Origin of the sequence: Actinomadura rupiterrae, from assembly GCF_024172125.1 — a bacterium.
In the GTDB taxonomy this organism is placed as follows: domain Bacteria; phylum Actinomycetota; class Actinomycetes; order Streptosporangiales; family Streptosporangiaceae; genus Spirillospora; species Spirillospora rupiterrae.
This window is the reverse complement of record NZ_JAMZEA010000007.1, coordinates 352,566-372,409: the sequence shown is the minus strand read 5'-3', so window position 1 is coordinate 372,409 and position 19,844 is coordinate 352,566. Positions and strand designations below refer to the sequence as shown.

Annotated in this window: 16 protein-coding genes; 9 read left to right on the top strand and 7 right to left on the bottom strand. The window is 72.6% G+C overall.

From position 1 onward, the window contains the following. Window positions 1-2 precede the first annotated feature (2 nt). Window positions 3-1,361 carry a formimidoylglutamate deiminase gene (locus tag FHU30_RS26070; protein ID WP_253879227.1) on the top strand — a complete coding sequence of 453 codons (1,359 nt, stop codon included), beginning with the start codon at window positions 3-5 and terminating at the stop codon, window positions 1,359-1,361. On the opposite strand, the gene FHU30_RS26065 is transcribed toward FHU30_RS26070, so the two are convergent. From FHU30_RS26065 to FHU30_RS26055, 3 genes are all read right to left on the bottom strand, one after another. Beyond that, window positions 1,358-2,359 carry an AurF N-oxygenase family protein gene (locus FHU30_RS26065; protein ID WP_253879226.1) on the bottom strand — a complete coding sequence of 334 codons (1,002 nt, stop codon included), beginning with the start codon at window positions 2,357-2,359 and terminating at the stop codon, window positions 1,358-1,360. The two genes, FHU30_RS26070 and FHU30_RS26065, sit on opposite strands and share 4 nt — an antisense overlap. Before the next feature lie 239 nt (window positions 2,360-2,598). Then, window positions 2,599-3,594, bottom strand: a complete 996-nt coding sequence (locus tag FHU30_RS26060) for a transporter substrate-binding domain-containing protein (protein ID WP_253879225.1) — start codon at window positions 3,592-3,594, stop codon at window positions 2,599-2,601. Window positions 3,595-3,607: 13 nt separating this feature from the next. Then, window positions 3,608-4,285: a hypothetical protein gene (locus tag FHU30_RS26055; protein ID WP_253879224.1), complete on the bottom strand. Its 678-nt coding sequence runs from the start codon at window positions 4,283-4,285 to the stop codon at window positions 3,608-3,610. Between the two features lie 148 nt (window positions 4,286-4,433). Between FHU30_RS26055 and FHU30_RS26050 the strand changes: the two genes are divergently transcribed. Beyond that, on the top strand, window positions 4,434-5,117 hold the full coding sequence (locus tag FHU30_RS26050; RefSeq protein WP_253879223.1) for an HAD family hydrolase: 684 nt from the start codon (window positions 4,434-4,436) through the stop codon (window positions 5,115-5,117). Window positions 5,118-5,182: 65 nt separating this feature from the next. Then, window positions 5,183-5,782: a TetR/AcrR family transcriptional regulator gene (locus FHU30_RS26045; protein ID WP_253879222.1), complete on the top strand. Its 600-nt coding sequence runs from the start codon at window positions 5,183-5,185 to the stop codon at window positions 5,780-5,782. 195 nt (window positions 5,783-5,977) lie between these two features. Here FHU30_RS26045 and FHU30_RS26040 read toward each other — a convergent pair whose 3' ends face one another. After that, a complete protein-coding gene (locus FHU30_RS26040; RefSeq protein ID WP_253879221.1) occupies window positions 5,978-7,261 on the bottom strand; it encodes an SGNH/GDSL hydrolase family protein in 1,284 nt (427 codons plus the stop codon). 244 nt (window positions 7,262-7,505) lie between these two features. Between FHU30_RS26040 and FHU30_RS47235 the strand changes: the two genes are divergently transcribed. Together FHU30_RS47235 and FHU30_RS26030 are read left to right on the top strand one after the other, a co-directional pair. Next, the gene (locus FHU30_RS47235; RefSeq protein ID WP_253879220.1) at window positions 7,506-8,423 is read left to right on the top strand and encodes a GDSL-type esterase/lipase family protein; all 918 of its coding nucleotides are present in this window, start codon (window positions 7,506-7,508) and stop codon (window positions 8,421-8,423) included. A 10-nt stretch (window positions 8,424-8,433) separates the two neighbouring features. Next, complete coding sequence (locus FHU30_RS26030) at window positions 8,434-9,165, top strand: arginase family protein (protein WP_253879219.1); 732 nt, start codon at window positions 8,434-8,436, stop codon at window positions 9,163-9,165. A gap of 8 nt (window positions 9,166-9,173) precedes the next feature. Here the strand turns inward: FHU30_RS26030 and FHU30_RS26025 are convergent, their stop codons facing one another. Next, window positions 9,174-10,037, bottom strand: coding sequence for a helix-turn-helix transcriptional regulator (locus tag FHU30_RS26025; protein ID WP_253879218.1), 864 nt, complete (start codon window positions 10,035-10,037; stop codon window positions 9,174-9,176). 151 nt (window positions 10,038-10,188) lie between these two features. Between FHU30_RS26025 and FHU30_RS26020 the strand changes: the two genes are divergently transcribed. Both FHU30_RS26020 and FHU30_RS26015 read left to right on the top strand, forming a co-directional pair. Then, window positions 10,189-11,139 carry an SDR family NAD(P)-dependent oxidoreductase gene (locus FHU30_RS26020; protein WP_253879217.1) on the top strand — a complete coding sequence of 317 codons (951 nt, stop codon included), beginning with the start codon at window positions 10,189-10,191 and terminating at the stop codon, window positions 11,137-11,139. A 62-nt stretch (window positions 11,140-11,201) separates the two neighbouring features. After that, the gene (locus FHU30_RS26015) at window positions 11,202-13,346 is read left to right on the top strand and encodes a hypothetical protein (RefSeq protein ID WP_253879216.1); all 2,145 of its coding nucleotides are present in this window, start codon (window positions 11,202-11,204) and stop codon (window positions 13,344-13,346) included. A 218-nt stretch (window positions 13,347-13,564) separates the two neighbouring features. Here FHU30_RS26015 and FHU30_RS26010 read toward each other — a convergent pair whose 3' ends face one another. Further along, window positions 13,565-13,945 (bottom strand): Rid family hydrolase, encoded by a 381-nt coding sequence (locus FHU30_RS26010; RefSeq protein WP_253879215.1) that lies wholly within the window; start codon window positions 13,943-13,945, stop codon window positions 13,565-13,567. 112 nt (window positions 13,946-14,057) lie between these two features. Here FHU30_RS26010 and FHU30_RS26005 point away from each other — a divergent pair, with 112 nt between their 5' ends. Continuing rightward, window positions 14,058-17,684 (top strand): protein kinase domain-containing protein, encoded by a 3,627-nt coding sequence (locus FHU30_RS26005; protein WP_253879214.1) that lies wholly within the window; start codon window positions 14,058-14,060, stop codon window positions 17,682-17,684. 183 nt (window positions 17,685-17,867) lie between these two features. Here FHU30_RS26005 and FHU30_RS26000 read toward each other — a convergent pair whose 3' ends face one another. Then, window positions 17,868-18,812: a threonine ammonia-lyase gene (locus tag FHU30_RS26000; protein WP_253879213.1), complete on the bottom strand. Its 945-nt coding sequence runs from the start codon at window positions 18,810-18,812 to the stop codon at window positions 17,868-17,870. An 84-nt stretch (window positions 18,813-18,896) separates the two neighbouring features. On the opposite strand from FHU30_RS26000, the gene FHU30_RS25995 reads away from it, so the two are divergent. Beyond that, window positions 18,897-19,805 (top strand): LysR family transcriptional regulator, encoded by a 909-nt coding sequence (locus tag FHU30_RS25995; RefSeq protein WP_253879212.1) that lies wholly within the window; start codon window positions 18,897-18,899, stop codon window positions 19,803-19,805. The last annotated feature ends 39 nt before the right edge of the window (window positions 19,806-19,844 follow it).

Here is a 19,844-nt window from a genome sequence, read left to right as displayed (position 1 = left end):
TTATGCGATGGCACGCCGAGTACGCCTGGCTCGGAGACGGCGTCGCCGCCGACGTCCTCATCGAGGCCGACGGCGAGCGGATCACCAGCATCAGCAGCGGCGTCCCGGCCCCGCCGGACGCGCCGCGCCTGCGCGGCCTCACCCTCCCGGGGCTGGCGAACGCGCACTCCCACGCCTTCCACCGAGCCCTCCGCGGCCGCGTCCAGATGGACCGCGGCACCTTCTGGACGTGGCGCGACACCATGTACAAGGTCGCCGACCGCCTGGACCCCGACTCCTACCGCGAGCTCGCCACCGCCGTCTACGCCGAGATGGCGCTGGCCGGCATCAGCTGCGTCGGCGAGTTCCACTACCTCCACCACAAGCCCGGCGGCGCGTCCTACGACGAGCCGAACGCCATGGGCGAGGCGCTGATCGCGGCCGCCGACGCGGCCGGCATACGCATCACCCTCCTCGACGCCTGCTACCTGACCGGCGGCATGGGACAGCCCCTCGCCGGTCCGCAACTCCGGTTCGGCGACGGAACGGCAGGCGACTGGGCCCGCCGCGTCGACACCCTCTACGAGCACAACGACAAGGACGCTCGTCCTCATGCGCGCGTGGGGGCCGCGATCCATTCGGTCCGGGCCGTCCCGCGCGAGCAGATCCGGGCCGTCGCGTCCTGGGCGAAGGACCGGCGCGCGCCCCTGCACGTCCACCTGTCGGAGCAGCCCGCCGAGAACGAGGCGTGCCTCGACGCGTACGGGATGACGCCGACGAAGCTGCTCGCCGAGTGCGGCGCGCTCGGCGCGCTCACCACGGCCGTGCACGCCACCCACCTGACGCCCGAGGACGTCGGCCTGCTCGGCGCGACCACCACCGGCGTGTGCATGTGCCCCACCACCGAACGCGACCTCGCCGACGGCATCGGCCCCGCCCGCGACCTGCACCACGCGGGCTCCCCGGTCAACCTCGGCTCCGACCAGCACGCCGTCATCGACCTGTTCGAGGAGGCGCGCGCGGTGGAGCTGGACGAGCGGCTCCGGACCCGCGTCCGCGGCCACTGGACGGCCCCGGAGCTGCTCGCCGCCGCCACCTGGAACGGCCACTACGCGCTCGGCTGGCCCGAGGCGGGCCGGCTGGAGCCCGGCGCGTACGCCGACCTCACCACGATCGCCCTCGACTCGCCCCGGACGGCGGGCGCGGGCCCGGACCTGGCGGCGGAGACGGCCGTGTTCGCCGCCACCGCCGCCGACGTCCGGCACGTCGTGGTCTCCGGCCGGCAGATCGTCGAGGACGGCCGGCACCTGCTCGTCCGCGAGGTCCCGGCCCTGCTCCAAGACACCATCGCCGCCGTCACCCAGGAGGAGCCGCAGCCCTAGCCCTCGGGCAGCGGCGCCGTCTCCACCTCCCGGCGCCCGTTCCTCGCCCTGTTCTGGCGCGACGACGCCCCCGCCCCGTCGCGCCAGATCCCGAGCGCCTGCCACAGCCGCTTGCTCACCGGGTTGATGAGGCCGATCTCCTGGCAGAGGTCGCGCAGCCCGCCCACCGCGTCCGCGATGGTGTCCCTGGACGCGTCGGACCGCCAGTACGCCTGCCGCACCACGCTCTTCGGGATGCCGAAGCTCCGCGCCATCGCGGGCGGCGGCGTCAGGATGACGGTCGCCATCACCTTCGCCGTCGGCGGGACGCCGAGGCTCAGCAGGAACCGCGACGGCGCCGCCATTCGCGGCACGTGGTAGCGCAGATATCTGCGGCCGAACGAAATATGCCGCGCCTCCTCCGCCACATGGATCGCCATGATGCGGGTGATGAGCGGGTGCCCCTCCTCGCCGTCCCGAAGCACCCGCCGCTGCATGTGGTCGATCGGTTCCTCGCCCGCGAGCACGCCGAAGAAATAGAGCGCGGGGGCGACCGCGCCGAACACCGGCACGATCTCGCCGGCCCACCGGAACACTCGCGACATTCCCGGGGCGTCGGTTCCGCTGCGGTCGACGAACTCCTGGAACATCAGCCCGTGGTGCCCCTCCTCGATCATCTCGTGGTACACGTAGCGGAACTCCGCCGAGCCGTTCGGCAGCCGCCACGCGAAGGCCAGCAGGCCCCTGTTCAGCAGGTTCTCGAACTGCATGCCGACCTTGGCGACGTTGGCCTGCCGGTACAGCCCGATGGCCGCCCGCGTCTCCGCCGGCTGCGCCAGGTACCACGGATGCGCCGACAGCGGATCGGCCCGCGGCAGTTCCCAGCGCGGGTCCGCCGGATCGATCGCGTACTCCGGGTCGTCCCAGGGAATGTCCCGGAACGGTTCCCAGTGCTTTTCGACGGACGCCTTGGACAGCCTCCGCAGCGCCTTCTCGTAATCGAGATCTGTGACAGTCATACCGCCCTCGGGGTAATTGAGTGACATCTCAACAGGCGAGACTGAAGCTTTCTTACGCGTTTTCAACCTAGGAACAGGCGCGGGCCGCGGTCAACCGCCGGTGATCGTCCGATCACGCCGCCACCCCCGCCGAGGTGCGCAATCAAGCCCTTTCGACAGACCTGTCCGATCCCGGCCACACGTTGCGCGGCCGCCCACTAGAGGGCCCGGGGCGTCCGCGGTCGGCGGGCCGTGTCCGCTCACTTCGCGGACTTGCAGGACAGTTCGGTCATCAAGCTGTCGGACGGCTTGTACATGCTCTCGAAGTCGCCCTGCCCGTTCGTCTGGCCCGTGGCCCCCTGGACGGCGAGCGGGAAGGTGGCGAGGAAGTCCGTCCGCCACTGGGTCCGCAGGTAGCTCCGGAGCTGCTCGTTGATCTTCAGGCAGTCGGCGCGGTGCCCCATGGGCAGGCCGATCCCGTAGTACTGGTTCTGGCCCCACGTGCCGGACTGGACGACCCGGTACCGGCCGGGGAACTGCTGCGCGTACCCGTACTGGACGAGCGTGTCGGTGAACACCGCGTCCACCCGGCGCTGTTCGAGCTGCGCGACGCAGCCCGCGATCGACGTCGGCTGGGTGCTCATGACCGCGCCGGGCAGCTTCACCCGGCCGCCCGTCGTGCTCTCGGTCGTGCAGACGCTCTTGCCGTTCAGCGTGGAGCCGCCGTCCATGCTGTGGTCGGCGGCGCGCACCAGCAGCGCCTGCTGGCTGACCGCGTACGGGCCCGCGAAGTCGACCTTCTGCGCGTTGCGGTCGGGGGTGATCGAGTAGGCCGCGACGACCAGGCTCACGGTGTGGTCCTGCAACTGCGCGGCCCGGTCCCGGGAGTCGAGGATGTGCGTGGACGGCTGGAGCCTCAGCCCGGTCGTGACGGCCTTCATGACGTCGATGTCGAGCCCCGCCGGGTTCGTCGCGCCCCAGGACAGCCCCGGCGCGTCCGCCACGACGCCGACGGACACGGTCGGCCCGCACAGCAGCGACCTCGCCGGATCGCACTTGCCGCCCCCGCCCCCGCACGCCGCGCCGAGCCCACCGAGCGCGCCGAGCAGCAGCAGGACGCCGGCCGTACGGGCACCGGCCACACGGGCACCGGCCGTACGGGCGCCGGTCCTGCGCGCGCCGGTCGTGCGGGAGCCGGTCCTGCGCGCGCCGGGGAGCCGCGGGGCGGCGGTCGTGCGGGCGCCGAGGGTGCGCATGGGTCCTCCCAGGTCAGCCGTTGGTCAGGTGGGCCTCGCGGATGCTGATCCGCACCATGCAGTTCCGGTCGCCCTGGTCGTTCACGACGCCGACCTTCAGCGTCACCGACCCCACCTGCCGGTACACCGGCACGGTGACGACACCGCCCGGGCGCAGCGCGGCCGGACGGGCCGCCCCGCCGCCGAGGACGGTCAGCGGGGCCAGGCTCGTGAACGAACGGCACGACCCGCGGCCCGGATCGCTGTCGTCGGCGTCCAGCCGCAGCGTGAGCAGCCGGCGGTAGTCGGAGACCGAGACCCGGATCGTCATCGCGCTCCCGGGACGCACCCCGGCCGCGTCCTGCGTGGTGATGACCACTCCGGTCACGTCCAGCGGCTTGGTCGCGTCGTGGTGCCGCTTCCACAGCAGCGCGCCGAGGAACACCGTGCAGGCCAGCTCGACGAAGAGCATCGCCCAGATCGCGGCGCGGAGCAGGCCGGGGTTAGGGCGCTGCTCCGGTTTCGGCGGGAAGTACTGCGGGACGAGCGCCAGCACCGAGGTGATCGCGGTCACGACCGTCACCGCCGTCGCGACGATCTCCGACACCCCGCTGGTCGCCAGGACGAACGCGACGACCAGCACGAGCGCCCAGACGAGCGCGCTCAGGCCGAGGACGATCCCGCCCCGGTCGCGCTGCGGCGCCTCCGCCATCGAGGACTCCGTTCGTCTGGGATTACCTATCTGACGATCGGGATCCGGGGCTGGAGGCAGCTTGGCCGTAATGGGTCAGCGACGCAGCGGTGACCTGGCACTCCTGCCGGGGCTGCGTTTCCGCGGGTTTCGCCCGAGACTTGGGCGTATGGCTTTTGTGGACGAGACGAGCGCGGCCGCGGGCGCGGCCACGGGGCGGGTCGCGCGGGGCGCGGCGCGCGCGGTCCTGATCGACGTCGGCGGGGTGCTGCGGTCCGACCGCACCCGGGAGGTGCTCGCCGACTGGGCCGTCCGGCTCGGGACGTCGCCGCGGAAGGTCCTGCGCGCGGTGTTCGGCGGGAACGACGAGGCGGTGCTCGTCGGCCGGATGAGCGAGGACGACTGGTGGGGGATCGTCGCCGAGCGCCTCCGGCTCCGTCCGGACGAGGTGTCGGACCTGCGCGCCGACATGGGCGCCCGCGAGACCTGGAACACCGGCCTCCTGGAAGCCCTGCGCACCCTGCGCGCGGGGCGGGAAGATCCGGAGCGGCGGGTGGCGGTCGCGATCGTCAGCAACGCGTGGCCCGTGGTCGGGACGATCCTGGCGCGGGAGGGGATGGCCGGGATCGCGGACGAGATCGTCCTGTCCTGCGAGGTCGGCTTTGCGAAACCGGACCCGCGGATCTTCGAGCTGACGCTGCGGCGGCTGGGTGTCGCCGCCGGGGACGCGCTGTTCATCGACGACACCCCGGCCAACGTGGACGCGGCGCGCCGGCTCGGCCTGGACGGCCACGTCCACACCGGAAACCGCGAAACGGTCGCCCGCATCGAGGCTTTCGGCGCCCTCGCGTAGCTCGTATATAGAACGTTCCGTCTACCCCCTTGCAGGGTAGACGGAACGTTCTATACAGTCGGGGTATGAGCGAACAGAACAGCACCCCAGCACGCCGTCGCATCCTCGACGCCGCCGACGAGCTCTTCTACGCTCACGGCATCAACTCGACCGGCGTGGACGCCGTGATCGAGGCCGCCGGGGTCGCGCGGATGACCTTCTACAAGCACTTCGGCGGCAAGCAGGCGCTGATCATGGCCTACCTCGAAGGCCGCGAGACGCGCTGGCAGCTCCGCCTGCAGCGCGCCATCGACGACGCCGGCGACGACCCGCGCGCCCGCCTGCTCGCCGTCTTCGACGCCCTGGAGGGCTGGGCGCAGTCCGAGTCCCAGTTCCGGGGCTGCTCGTTCGTCAACGCCCTGGCCGAACTCGCCGAACCCGACCATCCCGCCCGTGCCGTCATCCACTCGTACAAGGCCGCGCTGCGCGACTGCGTCTTCCAGCTCGCGCAGGAGAGCCGGACGGCCGATCCCGAACTGCTCACCGACCAGCTCATGCTCGTCTACGAGGGCGCGATCTCCACGAACTCCCTGCACACCGTCGAGAACGCCGTCGGCAAGGCGCACTTCACCGCCGCGCAGCTCATCAACGCGTCCGTCCCCGTCGCGTCCGACCGGCCCAGCTGAGTCGGATCGGCAGCGCTGAGCCCGCGCCGTGACGGCCGGTCCCGGACATCCCCGGAGAAGTTGATCTCCGTCAGCCACCGGACGTTCGGATCTGAGAAGTGCGGCACCGGCAATGTCTTCAAGAACGGCGGTGGCAACCACCCGATCTGACGCCGGATTCCGGGCGTCCGTATTCCGGACGCCCGGAAGGTGCGCTCAGCGGTCGGTGAGGGCGCTGAGGTCGAGGGCGCGGGCGATCGCCTGGTAGCCGGCGTCGTTCGGGTGCAGGCCGTCCTCGAAGACGTACCCGGGGCGCGGACGGTCCGGAGCGGCCGGGTCGGCGAGCGCGCGGTCGGCGTCCAGGACGGCGTCGTAGGCGTGACTCGTCCGGATCCACCGGTTGATCGCGACGCGGGCCTTCTCGACCTCCGGCGTCCACACCGGGAACAGCGCCGAGCGCATCGGCAGGATCGTGGTGCCGACGACCCGGATCCTGCGCGCACGAGCCGCGCCGACCAGCTGCTTCTGCGCGTCGATGACCTGCTGCGCGGTGGACGGCCCGCCCGGCCGCAGGCACGGGTCGCCGGGTGTCACGCGGATGTCGTTCGCGCCGAGGTGGACGATGACCGCGCGCACTCCGGGCCGGTCCAGGACGTCCCGGACGAACCGCGAGGTCGCCTTGTCGCCGCTGCACGCCGAGTCGTAGCGCAGCCGGTTGCCGCCGATGCCCGCATTGACGACGCCGAGCGGGCGGGACGTCGAGGCGAGCCGCTCGGCGATCGCGTCCGGCAGCGTCGCGTCGGCGCCGTGCGTGGAGCCGACGCCGTCGATCAGCGAGTCGCCGAACGCGACGACCGTCCCGCCGCCGTGCCCGCCCGCGACGTCCACCCCGGACACGAAGTAGGACGAGTCGGTGCTCTTCGTGAACGCCTCGGAGGTCGCGTCCTTGAGGTGGTCGCCCTGAGCCAGGTAGGCGGACTGCGTGCTGAATCGGTGGAACGTCGCCGGTCCGGTCGCCGCGCTGAACCGGAGGGTGACTGCGAGTCTCTCCAGCGGCGCGGTCGGGAACGCGATGGGGTCGCTGACCGCCTCCGCGCCTGGACGGACGGCTGGGGCGGGCCGCCCGCCGAACGTCAGCGGCACGCTGCTGCCCGGCCACACCTTCGCGCCGCTCGCCGCCCGTCCGACCGCCGCCGCGTCCACCTTGAGCAGGCGCGTCCCGTACAGGTTGGAGATCCGCACCCGGACGCGCGCGCCGCCCGTGCTGAGGCGGACGACCTGCCGGAGCGTCTGCCCGGCGAACCCCTGCGTCGACCAGTTCGGCCCCGAGTCCTCGTCACCGGCGATCGGCCGCTGCATCGCCGTGCCCCAGCTCTGCGTCCACGCCGGGACGGCCCGGTCCGGGGCCTTGGCGACCGCCTGCGCGGCGGTTCCGGCGAGCGCCAGCACGGCCGCCCCGGCCACCGGCACCCGCGCCCGGCGCAAGATCGATGAAGTCATGACCGAGATCCCACCGCGCGGGCCCGCCGCGGCGCAGCGAGGCCATCCCGACACTTCCGAGTAGGGCTAACCCGACCACCGCGTCGTCCGCGCGCCCTCCCAAGCGGCGCGTGGCCAGGTCGCGAGGCCGCCTCGTCCGCGCGCGCTCGCAACCGGAGCCGGGCCGGGGCGGAGGGGCCGCGGGCGCCGCTCTGACCTGGCGCATCGGTAGGCTGAACCGGTCCATTCCGGCAGAAAGGCCCCGGTGAGCACGTCCCGTCCCCACGCCCTCTTCTCCTTCGGCACGCTGCTCGACGAGGGCGTCCAGAACAAGCTTTTCGGTCAGGCAGTTCCCGCCACCCCCGCGACGCTCGCGGGCTACACGACCCGGCCGCTGACCATCACCGACCCGTCCGTGATCGAGACCAGCGGGCTGGACGTCCACCTGACGCTGAAGCGCCGCGTCCTCGCCGAGGTCGAGGGCGCCGTCCTGCATCTCACCGACGCCGACCTGGCCGCCGCCGACGCCTACGAGGTCGACGACTACGCCCGCCGCCGCGTCCGGCTCATCTCGGGCGAGACCGCCTGGGCCTACCTGGACGCGAACCCGCTGCGCCCCGCGTCCCGCATCGTCCTGGCGGGTGACAGCATCGCCTACGGCCGCTGCGACCCCGCCGGAGGCTGGGCCGCGCGCCTGGCGTCCGCCCACATCGCCGAGGACGAGGCCGACCACCGCTTCTTCAACGTCGCCATCCCCGGCTTCTCGCTGGACGATGTCCGCGCGACGCTCCCGGCCCTGCTCCCGCCGCGCCTCCCCGACACGATCATCATCGCGGCAGGCATCAACGACTCCGCCACGCTGCCCCACAGCCAGAACTGGCTGACCGACGTGGCCGAAAACCTGGACGAGTTCGCCGCACTCGCCCAGGAGCACAACGCCCGCCTCGTCATCGCCGGCCCAACCTGGCTGGACGAGTCAAAGGCCCCTCACTACCCGGGAATGCGTTTCACCCACGCCCGCGCAGCCGCCCTACGCGACTTCGTAAAAGCCTGGTGCGTCGAGAACCACATCGACCATCTGGACCTTTGGTCCGCGCTCCAGAACAAGCCCGAGCTCCTCGCCGACGGCATCCACCCCACCCCCGAAGGCCACCAGGCTCTCTACGAACACCTCACCTCCTAGGGAGGCCGCGATGTACACCGTCATCGAAGTGCCGCAATGGCAGGGATCCGGCTCACCGACAGCCCGTGGAATGGTCGAAGGCGCGGCACGCATCGCCGCAATGGCCGGAGGCACCGACCACATCAAGGTGGAGGTCGGCGAAACGCTGGCTGAAACGGCCGCCCGCGTCCGCTCCGTCCTCCCCGAGAACGGCCTGACCGTCACCGTCGGCGGCGACTGCGGCGTGGAACTCGAACCGATCGCCCGCGCCGTCCGCCTCCACGGCGACCGACTCACCGTCGTCTGGTTCGACGCTCACGGGGACCTCAACACCCCGGAGTCGTCCCCTTCGGGCGCCTTTCACGGAATGGTTCTCCGCACCCTTCTGGGCGACGGCCCGAAAGACCTGCTTCCCCCGGAGCCCCTGCGTCCGTCCCAGGTGGCCTTCTCCGGCGTCCGTTCCCTGGATCCGGCCGAAACCGACTTCATCGAACGCACCCAGTGGGCCGACCTCACCGCCCTCCCCGAGAACACCGTCCTTTACATCCACATCGACCTGGACGTCCTGGACGGCTTCACCTCAGTCGGCTACCCCACCCCCAACGGCCTCCCCGCCGCGGAACTCCTGGCCCAAATCACCGATCTGACCTCGCATCACAAGGTCATCGGCCTGGGCATCACCGAATACACCCCGACGTCCCCCGAAGACGAAGCGCTCCTCACCGACCTCGTCCCCGAAGTCATCCGCCTCTGCGACGCCTGACCTCGCGGTCATAGGTGGGGAGTGCCGAACTGGTCGGTAGTGGTGCTGAGGGAGAGCAGGACCATGGCGTCGTGGTCGGGGGTGCCGGGTTCGGCCTGGTAGATGGTCATGCGCTGGCGGTCCTCGCCCAGGTGGAGGACCTCGAAGTCGAGGGTGAGGTCGCCCACGCGGGGGTGGCGGAAGGTCTTGCGGTCGCTGCGCCTGGCCTGGACGTCGTGGCGGGTCCAGAGCCGCGCGAAGTCGGGGCTCTCAGCCTGGAGCTCGGCGATCAGGGCGGCGAGGCGCGGGTCGTCCGGGTCGGTGGCGGTGAGGCTGCGGAGCTGGGCGGCGCTGGTCGTGGCGGCCTTGTCCCAGTCGGCGAGGACGTCGCGGGCGGCAGGGTGCAGGAAGACGTAGCGGACGGTGTTGCGGCGTTCCGGCGGCCAGTCCTCCATGCCCGCGAACAGGATCAGGCCCTCGGGGTTGGACGCGAGCATGTCGCTGGTCCGGCCGAGGACGTAGGCCGGGCAGGGGCGGACGCGTTCCAGCAGGCGCAGGATCCCCGTCCTGATCTCGGGACGTTCGTGGACGGGAGCGGGGACGACGCGTCCGGCGGCCTGGTTCGCGAGGGCCAGGAGGTGCGCCCGCTCCTCGGCGTCCAGGCGGAGCGTGCGGGCCAGGGCGTCCAGGACGGCCGGGCTCGGGTTGGTCTCTTTCCCCTGCTCAAGCCGGATGTAGTAGTCGATGCTCACACCCGCGAGGGCGGCGGTCTCCTCGCGCCGGAGGCCGGGCGTGCGGCGCGGGCCCGGTCCGATGGGCAGGCCCACATCGGTGGGACGCAGCCGGGCACGCCGGGCCCGGAGGAAGTCGCCGAACGCGCTGCTGGAGGGCATCCGTCCAGTTTGCCAGCGGGGGGATTCGCGAGGCCAGCCGCGTCACCGCCAGGAACCTAGCCGTGTCACTGCCAGGAACACCGCCACCTTCACGGGGTGGCGGTGGGTTCGGCAACCTCGGTCTGTCACCACTGACATCTAGGGGCAAACCATGAGCTTTGATGCGACATCCACGGCGTCCGAGGTCGTCGCCGGACACGATCTGACCGGGATGGACGCGGTCGTCACGGGCGGCGCGTCCGGGCTCGGCGCGGAGACGGCGCGGGCGCTGGCGTCCGCCGGGGCGCGCGTGACTCTCGCCGTCCGGGACGCGGGCCGGGGCCGGACGGTCGCCCGGCGGATCGCCGCCGAGACCGGGAACCCGCAGGTCGTCCACGCGGAACTCGACCTCGCCTCGCTCGCGTCCGTGCGGGCCTTCACCGGGCGCTGGCTGGACGCCGGACGGCCGCTGCACCTGCTGATCAACAACGCGGGGGTGATGGCCACGCCGCTCACCCGGACGGCGGACGGCTTCGAATCCCAGTTCGGGACGAACCACATCGGCCACTTCGCGCTCACCACCGGCCTGCGCCCGGCGCTGCGCGCGGCCGGTCGCGCCCGCGTCGTCGTGTTGTCGTCCCGCGCGCACCGGCGCGGCGACGTGGACTTCGACGACCCGAACTACCGGCGCCGCCCGTACGACCCGTGGGAGGCCTACGGCCAGTCCAAGAGCGCCAACGCGCTGTTCGCGGTGGGCCTGACCGGACGCTGGGCGGACGACGGCGTCACGTCCAACGCCCTGATGCCCGGCGCGATCATGACGGATCTGCAGCGCCACCTCCCCGCGGACGAGCTGATCGACATGGGCTGGGCCGACGCCGACGGCAACCCGGTCATCCCGCCCGGCTGGAAGACCGTCGAGCAGGGCGCCGCCACCACCGTCTGGGCCGCCGTCGCCCCCGAACTCGACGGCATCGGCGGCCGCTACCTCGACAACTGCGCCATCGCCCGGCCCTGGACCGAGGCCGGCGACCCGCCCAGCGGCCACTACCTGCCCCGCATCCTCGACCCCGACCGCGCCGACCGCCTCTGGACGCTCTCGGAGAAGCTGATCGCCGACTGAACCCCACCGCCCCCGGCTAGGCTGACCGCCGATCGCGCCGAGGACGGAAGGAACCCCCGCGAATGCTCCCCGGTCTCGACGACATCGACTGGCCCGCGCTCACCCACGCCTACGGCCCGGCAAACGACATCCCGGGCGTTCTGCGGGACCTCGCCAGTCTGGACGACGAGGCCGTCGAAGAAGCCACGGACTATCTGTTCGGCAGCATCTACCACCAGGGCACGCTCTACTCGGCCACGCCGTACGCGGTGCCGTTCATCGCGCGCCTTGCCGCCGACGCCGGTACGCGCGGGCGCACGAGCCTGGTGCATCTGCTGAGTGCGATCGCTGCGGCCGAGGACGCGTCGGATGCCATCCGCAACGACGTCGATGCGGCCCTGGTGCGGGAGATCGGAATCCTGCTCGCCCTCCTGGACGACCTGGACGCCGACATCAGGCACGCCGCCACGTACGTCCTCGGCCACCTGCCCAGCGAAACGGCTGGTCAAGTGCTGCCCGCGCTCCGGACGCGGCGGGAGGCCGAGCCGTCGCCGCTCGTGGTGGCGGGCCTCCTCGCCGCCGCGGCGCGGCTCGCCCCTCTGGACAGCGCGGACTGGCTGGAGGCGGAACTCGCGCCGGCCAACCCGGACGCGGTGCGCGCCGGAGCGCTCTGGGCCTCGGTCACCGCCGGCCTTCCCTGGTCCGACGAGGCCGCCGCGGCGTTCGGCGACTGCTGGTCGCAGGGCGAGCCGCTGCAGGGCTGGATCTGGGCTCCCAGGCCGTTCGAGGAGATCGTTTCGCGGCTGGACGACGCGTCCTTCGCGGCGTTCAACCGCGCGATGCTCGACCGGACGCCCGACGCGGCGCTCGACCGGACGCCCGACGCGGCGCTCGCGGCGGTCAACGCCGTGTACGAGCGCTGCGTGGGGTCGCGGGCCGCGCGGATCCGGCTGGCGCCGCTGCTGGCCGAGGCCGTCGGTCATCCCGATCTCGGCGTCCGGGTCGCGGCCGCTTTCGCCGTCCGTGACGTCCGGGAGGCGGCTCCCCGTGTGGCCGAGTCGTTGGCGGCCTTCCTTTCGGCTGCGCCGCCCGGCGGGTTTCGGGATGTCACCTCGGACGAGGGACGCCTGTTCAACCTCGCCTTGGAGATCCTCATCGGGCTCGGTGACGACCGCTGGCGCGAGCCGTTCTGCGCCGCCCTGCGCGCCGGCCGCCTGACCACCGATGTGCTGAGGCTGCCCGCCGAGTCGGAGTCGCCCTGCGACCCGGCGATCCTCACCGCGCTTCGGGAACGCCTGGCCGCGCTGCCGACCCGCATGGAGCCGGGTGACGAGGACTGGCGGCACTGGCACAACGAGGGCACCCTGCTGACCTACCTGCCGCTCAAGTGGGGTCCGGACGCGGCCGAAGCGGTGCCCGAGCTGATCGCGCTCGTCCCGGACGACCGCTGGCACGCGGTTCGGGCGCTCGGCGCGATCGGAAAGGCCGCATCCTCGGCGGTGCCCGTCCTGACCCGCGTTCATGACGACACGACGGCGTCCTGGAAACAGCGGCTCGCATGCGCGGGAGCGCTGGCCGCCATCACCGGAGACAGCGGCCCGCTCGGCAGCGCCATCCCGGCCGCCGCTGCCGATGGCGAAGGGTTGCTCGCCGCACGGACGGCGCTCCAACATGATCTCCCGCTGGACGGCCTGCTCGACGCCCTGCGCGAGGCCGCCGCACCCGGAGACGATCCCGCGCCGGAAGATCCAGGCGTCTACCAGGACCGGATCGAGGCGTCCCGCATCCTTCTCCATGCCGGTGAGACCGCCCCCGCGATTCACGCGGCCGCGGACGCGCTGGACGCCGGCCGGTACACCAGGGATGCGCTCGAATTGGCGGGCCTGCTTGGCCGGGCCGGGGCCGAACTCGACCGGCGGGTGCGGAAGCGGTTGCACGACCGGCATGACTACGACGTCGCCGCGCTCGCGTTCTTCCGGATCACGGGGGAGAGCGAGCCGCTCGTCGAGGCGCTCCGCCTGCGCGTCCGGCAGGTGGGCGTCGGGACGTGGTTCGTGGACGCGCTGCGCGAGCTGGGCGAGGACGCGTTGCCGCTGCTGCCGGAACTGGAGGAACTCGCCCACGGCGACGCGCCGATCTCGCGCTTCGGCGTCTACGGAGGCCAGGTCCGCGCGGACGAGGAGGAGCGTGCGCGGCTGATCTCCGTGCTGGGGGAGCTAGACGGCTGAAGCGTCGCGGGCAGTCGGCTGCTCGGCCGAGGCGTGGCAGTCGTGTGCTCGGTCGGGGTGCGGCGTGCAGGTGCTCGGCCAGGGCGCGGCGTGCGGCTGCTCGGGCGGGACGCGGCGGGTGGTGCTCGGCCGGGGCGCGGCGGGCGGGGTGAGGCGCGCCTGAACGGACGAGCGGTGTGGGGGAGCTGAGCGGGGTGGCGGGGTGGGCGCGGCGCGGGTCAGCCGCGGACTACGGCGTCGGCCTCCATCTCGACGAGCAGGGACGGGGAGAGCAGGCGGCTCACCTCGACCAGGGTGGCGGCGGGACGGTGCGGGAAGAACTGGCGGAGCACGGTGACGATCTCGGGCCAGCGGCCGATGTCGGTCACGTAGACGCGGATCCGGACGATCTCGTCCAGCCGCGACCCGACCTGGCGCAGCGCGATGTCGATGCGCCGGATCACCTCGGTGGTCTGGGCGATGACGTCGTCCCCGCCGACCGCGCCGTCCGGTCCCGCGGCGGTCGTGCCGCCCATCCAGACGGACTGCCCGACGCGCACGGCCTTCGGGTAGGCCAGCGCCTCGTTGAATTTCGGTTCTGTACCGACTTTCTCGTTCACCGATCGAACTTAACGGCGGCCGGGAGGCGGAGGACAGACCCAATGCCGACCTTGTTTCCGCACCGCCGCGCGGCCAAGCTTGGCGGTGCGGATCGCCACCAGAGGGGACGATGTGGTCGAGGACGGAACGGCGGAATGGCGCATCGGCGACGTCGTGGACGGCCGCTACCGGGTGACCCGGATCCACGGGCAGGGCGGGATGGGGCTCGTCTACCGCGTCCGGCACCTCGAATGGGGCGTCGACCTGGCGGTGAAGTCGCCGCGCGCCGAGCTGTTCCGGGACGCCGGGGACCGGGACCGGTTCGTCGCCGAGGCGGACGCGTGGGTGTCGCTCGGCCTGCACCCGAACGTGTGCAACTGCCACTACGTCCGGACGGTCGACGGCATCCCGCGGGTGTTCGCCGAGTACGTCCCGGGCGGCAGCCTGCTCGACTGGATCCGCGACGGCCGCCTCTACGAGGGCCGGGGCCTGGAGCGGATCCTCGACCTGGCCGTCCAGATGGCGTGGGGGCTGGAGCACGCGCACGCGAGCGGGCTCGTCCACCAGGACGTCAAGCCCGCGAACGTCCTGATCGACGCGGACGGCATCGCCAAGATCACCGACTTCGGCCTGGCCCGCGCCCGCCCCGTCCCCAAGCCACCCCGCACACTCCCAGGCGACGGCAGCCTCCCACCGAGCGACGCCAGCTCTCCGCCGCGCAGCACATCGGGCAACGGGAGCCTCCCGCCACGCGACGCGTCAGGCGACGGGAGCTTTCCGCCGCGCAGCGCACCGGCCGACGGGAGCCCTGCGCCTCGCGGGACCTCGGGCGACGGAGGCCGTTCGCCACGCGATGCGGTGGACGATGACGGCAGCTTTCCGCCGCGCGGTGCGTCGGCCGACGGGAGCAGTGCGCCTCGCGACGCGGTGGACGATGACGGGAGCGTGCTGGTTCCGACCGGCGGGCTGACGCCGGCGTACGCGTCCCCCGAGCAGGCGGAGGGGCTTCCGGTCGGTCGGCGTACCGACATTTATAGTTTCGGCGCGTCGGTATTGCAGATGTTCACCGGCGAGGTGGTCTGGCGGGCCGGGCCGCTCGCCGGCAGGACGCTCGACCTGTGGCGGAGGCAGGGGCGCGTCCCCGACTCGATCGCCGAGCTGCTCGCCCGCTGCCTGGAGCTTGACCCGGACCGGCGCCCGCGCACGATGGCCGAGGTCGCGGGCGACTTCGCGGACGCCTACCGGCGGTTCGCCGGGCGCCCCTACCCGCGCACCATGCCCCGCGCCGCCCGGCTGCGCGCCGACGAGCTGAACAACCGCGCCCTGTCGCTGCTCGACCTCGGCCGCCCGGACGACGCGCGCCGGACGTTCGAGGAGGCCATCGAGGCGGATCCGCACCATGCGGAGGCGACGTTCAACCTCGGGCTGACGCGCTGGCGCGGCGGCGAGATCACCGACGAGCGGCTCGTTTCCGACCTGGAAGGGGTCGGCGCGGGGACCGGCGATCCGTGGCAGGTCCGCTACCTGCTCGGGCTCGTCCACCTGGAGCGCGGCGACCCGGAGGCCGCCCACGAGCTGCTGCGGCGGGTGATCCACGAGGCGCCGGACGACCAGGACGCGGCGGCGGCCCTGGCGCTGGCGTCCGATCCCGAAACCGGGCGGGCGGTCGTCCGAAACACGTGGAACCCGCCCTGGCAGCGGCTCGACAAGAAGAAGATGCCCTGGCAGCGCAGGCAGGACTTCGAGCTCGCGATGCGTTTCTCGCCGGGCGGCAAGTACGTCGTGACCGGCAGCTACGGCGGCGAGGTCTCCTTGTGGGACGTCGCCGGCCAGCGCCATGTCACGACGATCCAGGCGCACGACCGCGGGGTGCTTTCGGTCGATGTCGACGCGACCGGGCGCCACGCTGTTTCGGGCGTGGGCCTGAACACCGTCCAGCTGTGGGATCTGGATTCCGGTCGGCTCCTTAACGCCTGGCGAGTGGACGGACCGAATCCGCACGGACGCGCCATCGGGGCCGTCCGGCTCCACACGCACGGGGACGACCTGATCGTCCTCTGCGCGGCGTCCACCGGGAAGGTCCACGTCTGGAACGGCAGGACCGGCGAGTTCCTCGGCTTCATCGGCGACAGCGCCGAGGGACTGACGGCCGTCGAGACCGACGGCCTGAGAACCGTCGCGGGCGGCTGGGACAAATCCGTCTGGACGGTCGACCGGGAAACCGGCCGGCAGGAACTGAAAGGCCATTCCGGTCCGATCGGAACCCTCGCCATCAGCGCCGACGGCCGGACCGCGCTGTCCGGCGGCAGGTTCCAGTCGGACCGGACGATCCGGCTCTGGGACCTCGTGCACGGCCGCTGCCTGCGCACTTTCACCGGCCACGAGGACGGCGTCACCGGCGTCGCGTTCAGCGGCGACGCTTTCGTCGTGTCCACAAGCCGCGACAGGACCGTCCGAATCTGGGAGACCCACACCGGACGCTGCCTGCGCACCCTGCGCGGCCACCGCGACGTCGTCTCCGCGCTGGCGGTCCCGCTACCGGGCCTGGCCTTGAGCGCCGCCGACGACGACACCCTCATCACGTGGGGCCTTCCGTCCCGGACGCCGCACGCGCCCTTCCGCCTCAGCCGCCCGCGCGGCCATGCCGAGCTGGACGAGCTGTCCGCGCGCGCCGCCTCGCTGATCGCCGAGTACGGGCAGGCCCTGAACCAGCGCGACCTGCCCAGGGCGCTGGACGCCCTGAAGCGGGCCCGCGAAGTGCCCGGTCACGAACGCTCCGACCTGACGCTCAACGCCTGGCGGGGTTTCGGACGCCACGCCGCCCGCGACGGGTTGCGCTCGACCTGGATCGCCGCGGACCTCAGCGGACACACCGCCAGCATCTGGTCCATCGACGCGGCGGCCGAAGCGCCTGTCGGGGCTTCGGCGAGCGCCGACCGGACCGTCCGAATCTGGGATCTGGCGCGGCGCGAATGCCGGACCGTCCTCAAGGGACACACCAACCTCGTGGAATCGGTCAGCCTGAGCGCGGACGGCACGCGTGCCCTGTCGGTGGGACGCGACCGCCGCGTGCTGTTGTGGTCGACCGAAACAGGGGAGGGCACCGAGGTCACCGGCCTGCCGGACGGGTACCGGTCGACCGCGCGGATCAGCCCGGACGGCCGGACGGCCCTGATCCCGTTCCACCGCGACTTCGTCCTCTGGGACCTCGGAAGCGCCCGCGTCCTGCGCACCTTCACGGGCCACCGCGGCCAGATCACCTCCCTCTGGTTCGCCCCGGACGGCCGCCGCGTCGTGTCCGGCGGGTACGACGCGTCCGTCCGCCTCTGGGACGCCGGGACGGGCGAATGCCTCGCTGTTTTCAGCTACGCGACCGGCCGGCTCGCGGCGAAGAACGCCCGCCTCACCCCGGACGGCCGCCGCGTCGTGGCGAGCATGACCGGCGGCGACGGAGGCGGCATCGCCCACTGGACGACCGAAACAGGGGAACCGGGCCCCACGATGCGCGAGAAGCAGTCGTCCAACGGCAGCGCCCTGACCGACGACGGTCGTTTCGTCCTCGCCGCCGGCTCCGGCGGAGCCCTCCAGATCTGGGACCTGCGCGACGCCTCGCACATCCGCACCGCCGCCGAACCCGACCGCGGAACCATGGCGATCGCCGCCACCTACGACGGCTTCCACGCCCTCACCGGCAGCGCCTCCGGCCACATCCGCCTATGGGAACTCGACTGGACCTGGACCGTCCCCACCACCCCTTGACCCCACCCGGCAACCCGCCGCCTCCCGTCAAGCTCACCACCCGCTCGACCCGGTTAAGCGACGCCTAGGCCCCCGCGCACCGGACGTGCGGTTCGGTTGAGCAGCACCCGGCTTTGCGCTCAACCGGGCGCGCTGCCCGGTTGTGCGACGCCTGATGTCGTACTCGTCGGGCTCGTGGTTCGGTTAGGCGAGGGCGGCGATTTCGGGCTTGGGGGCGTTGCCGCCGGTGCAGATGACGGCGATGCGTTGGCCTGCGAAGTCGTCCGGGGCGGCGAGGACGGCGGCGAGGGCGGCCGCGCCCGCGCCTTCCGCGAGGGTGTGCGCGTGCGTGGCGAAAACACTTTGGGCCGTCCGGATCTGCTCGTCCGAAACCAGCCGGAACTCGGCCAGCCGCGAGCGCAGCAGGCGTTGCGGCAGCTCGAAGCCGCGTCCTGTGGCCAGGCCCTCCACGACCGTGCGGTTCGGACGTTCTACGGTGTGCCCGGCCGCCCACGAGTCGTGCGCCGCGGGCGAGGACGCGGACTGGACGGCGATCACCCGGCAGCGCGGCGCGACGGCGGCGGCGACCAGGCACGCGGCGGCGGCCCCGGTGCCGCTGCCGACCGGGACGATCACCGCGTCCAGGCCATCCCGCGCCTCGAAGATCTCCAGGTAGGCGGTGCCGACCCCGGCCATCAATTCGGGCGTGTCGCCCGGGCTGACCAGCAGGAACTCATCGGACAGGGCCTCGGCCGCCTTCTGCGCCTCGGCCATGTCCGCGCCCGCCAGGAGGACCCGCGCGCCGTAGCCGCGCGTCCCGCGGACCTTCTCCTCGCTCGCGCCCTCCGGCATGACGACCGTGCAGGGCGCGCCGTACTCGGCACACGCGTAGGCGATCGACTGGGCGTGGTTGCCGGTCGAGTAGGTGACGAGCCCGCGGGCGCGCTGCTCCGGCGTCATCCCGGCCAGCAGCGTCAGCCCGCCGCGCACCTTGAAAGCGCCCGTGGGCTGGACGTTCTCGTGCTTCACGAACACCGAGGCGCCCGCCGCCTCGTCCAGTACCGGGTAGGACCACATCGGCGTGGCGGGCAGCCGGGAGGCCAGCAGGTCGCGGGCGGCGAGGACGTCGTCGAACACGGGAAGTCGCATGCGCCCATGGTCGCGACCGGCCAACCCATAGGTCCAATGCCAATCCTCTCTGGAACACATCGACACCGTTGATATGTTCAGGGCATGCTCGATGTCGTCCGGCTGCGCGTGCTGGCGGCGGTGGCCAGGCACGGCTCGGTCACCGAGGCCGCCCGCGCGCTCGGCTACGCGCAACCCTCCGTCAGCCACCACCTCGCGCGCCTGGAGGCGGAGACCGGCAGCCGCCTCGTGCAGCGCGTCGGCCGGGGCGTCCGCCTCACCGACGCCGGGCGGATGCTCGCCGAACGCGCCGAGGAGATCCTCGGCCGGATGGACGCCGCCGAAGCCGAACTCGCCGCCCACACCGGCCTGCGCGCGGGCCGCGTCCGCCTGGCCGCCTTCCCGTCCGCGCTCGGAACCTTCGTCCCCGTCGCCGCCGCCGCGTTCGCCGCCGACCACCCGGACGTCGAGCTGCGCCTGAGCGAGGCCGAACCGCCCGAAGCGCTCCGCGCCCTCCGCGCCGGCGAGATCGACATCGCCGTCGTGTTCGCGCACGCCAACGAGAACGACGTTCCCGAGGGGAACGGACTCCGCCGCACGCCCCTGCTCACCGAGGCATTGCACCTGGTCATGCCTGCGGAAACAGCGGGAAACAGCCTCGCCGACCACGCGGCGAGCCGCTGGATCGGCGGCTGCGAGCGGTGCCGCGAGCAGCTCGTCCGGGCCTGCGCGGACGAGGGCTTCACCCCGGACATCGCCTTCACCACCGACGACTACGTGGCCGTGCAGGCCCTCGTCGCGCAGGGCCTCGCCGTCACCACGCTCCCCACCCTCGCCCTGCACGCGGTCCGCCACCAGGGCATCCGGACGGTCCCCCTGGACGGCCAGACCCGCCTGGTCAGCGCCGCCGTCCACGGCGCCCCACCCGACCCGCCCGCCACCGCCGCCGTCCTAACCCACCTAACCAAAGCCGCCGCCACCCACGCCGACCACCAAACCCCCACCCCCTCCTGAGCCCACCACCACACCGCAGCCGTATCCCGCCCCGCACGC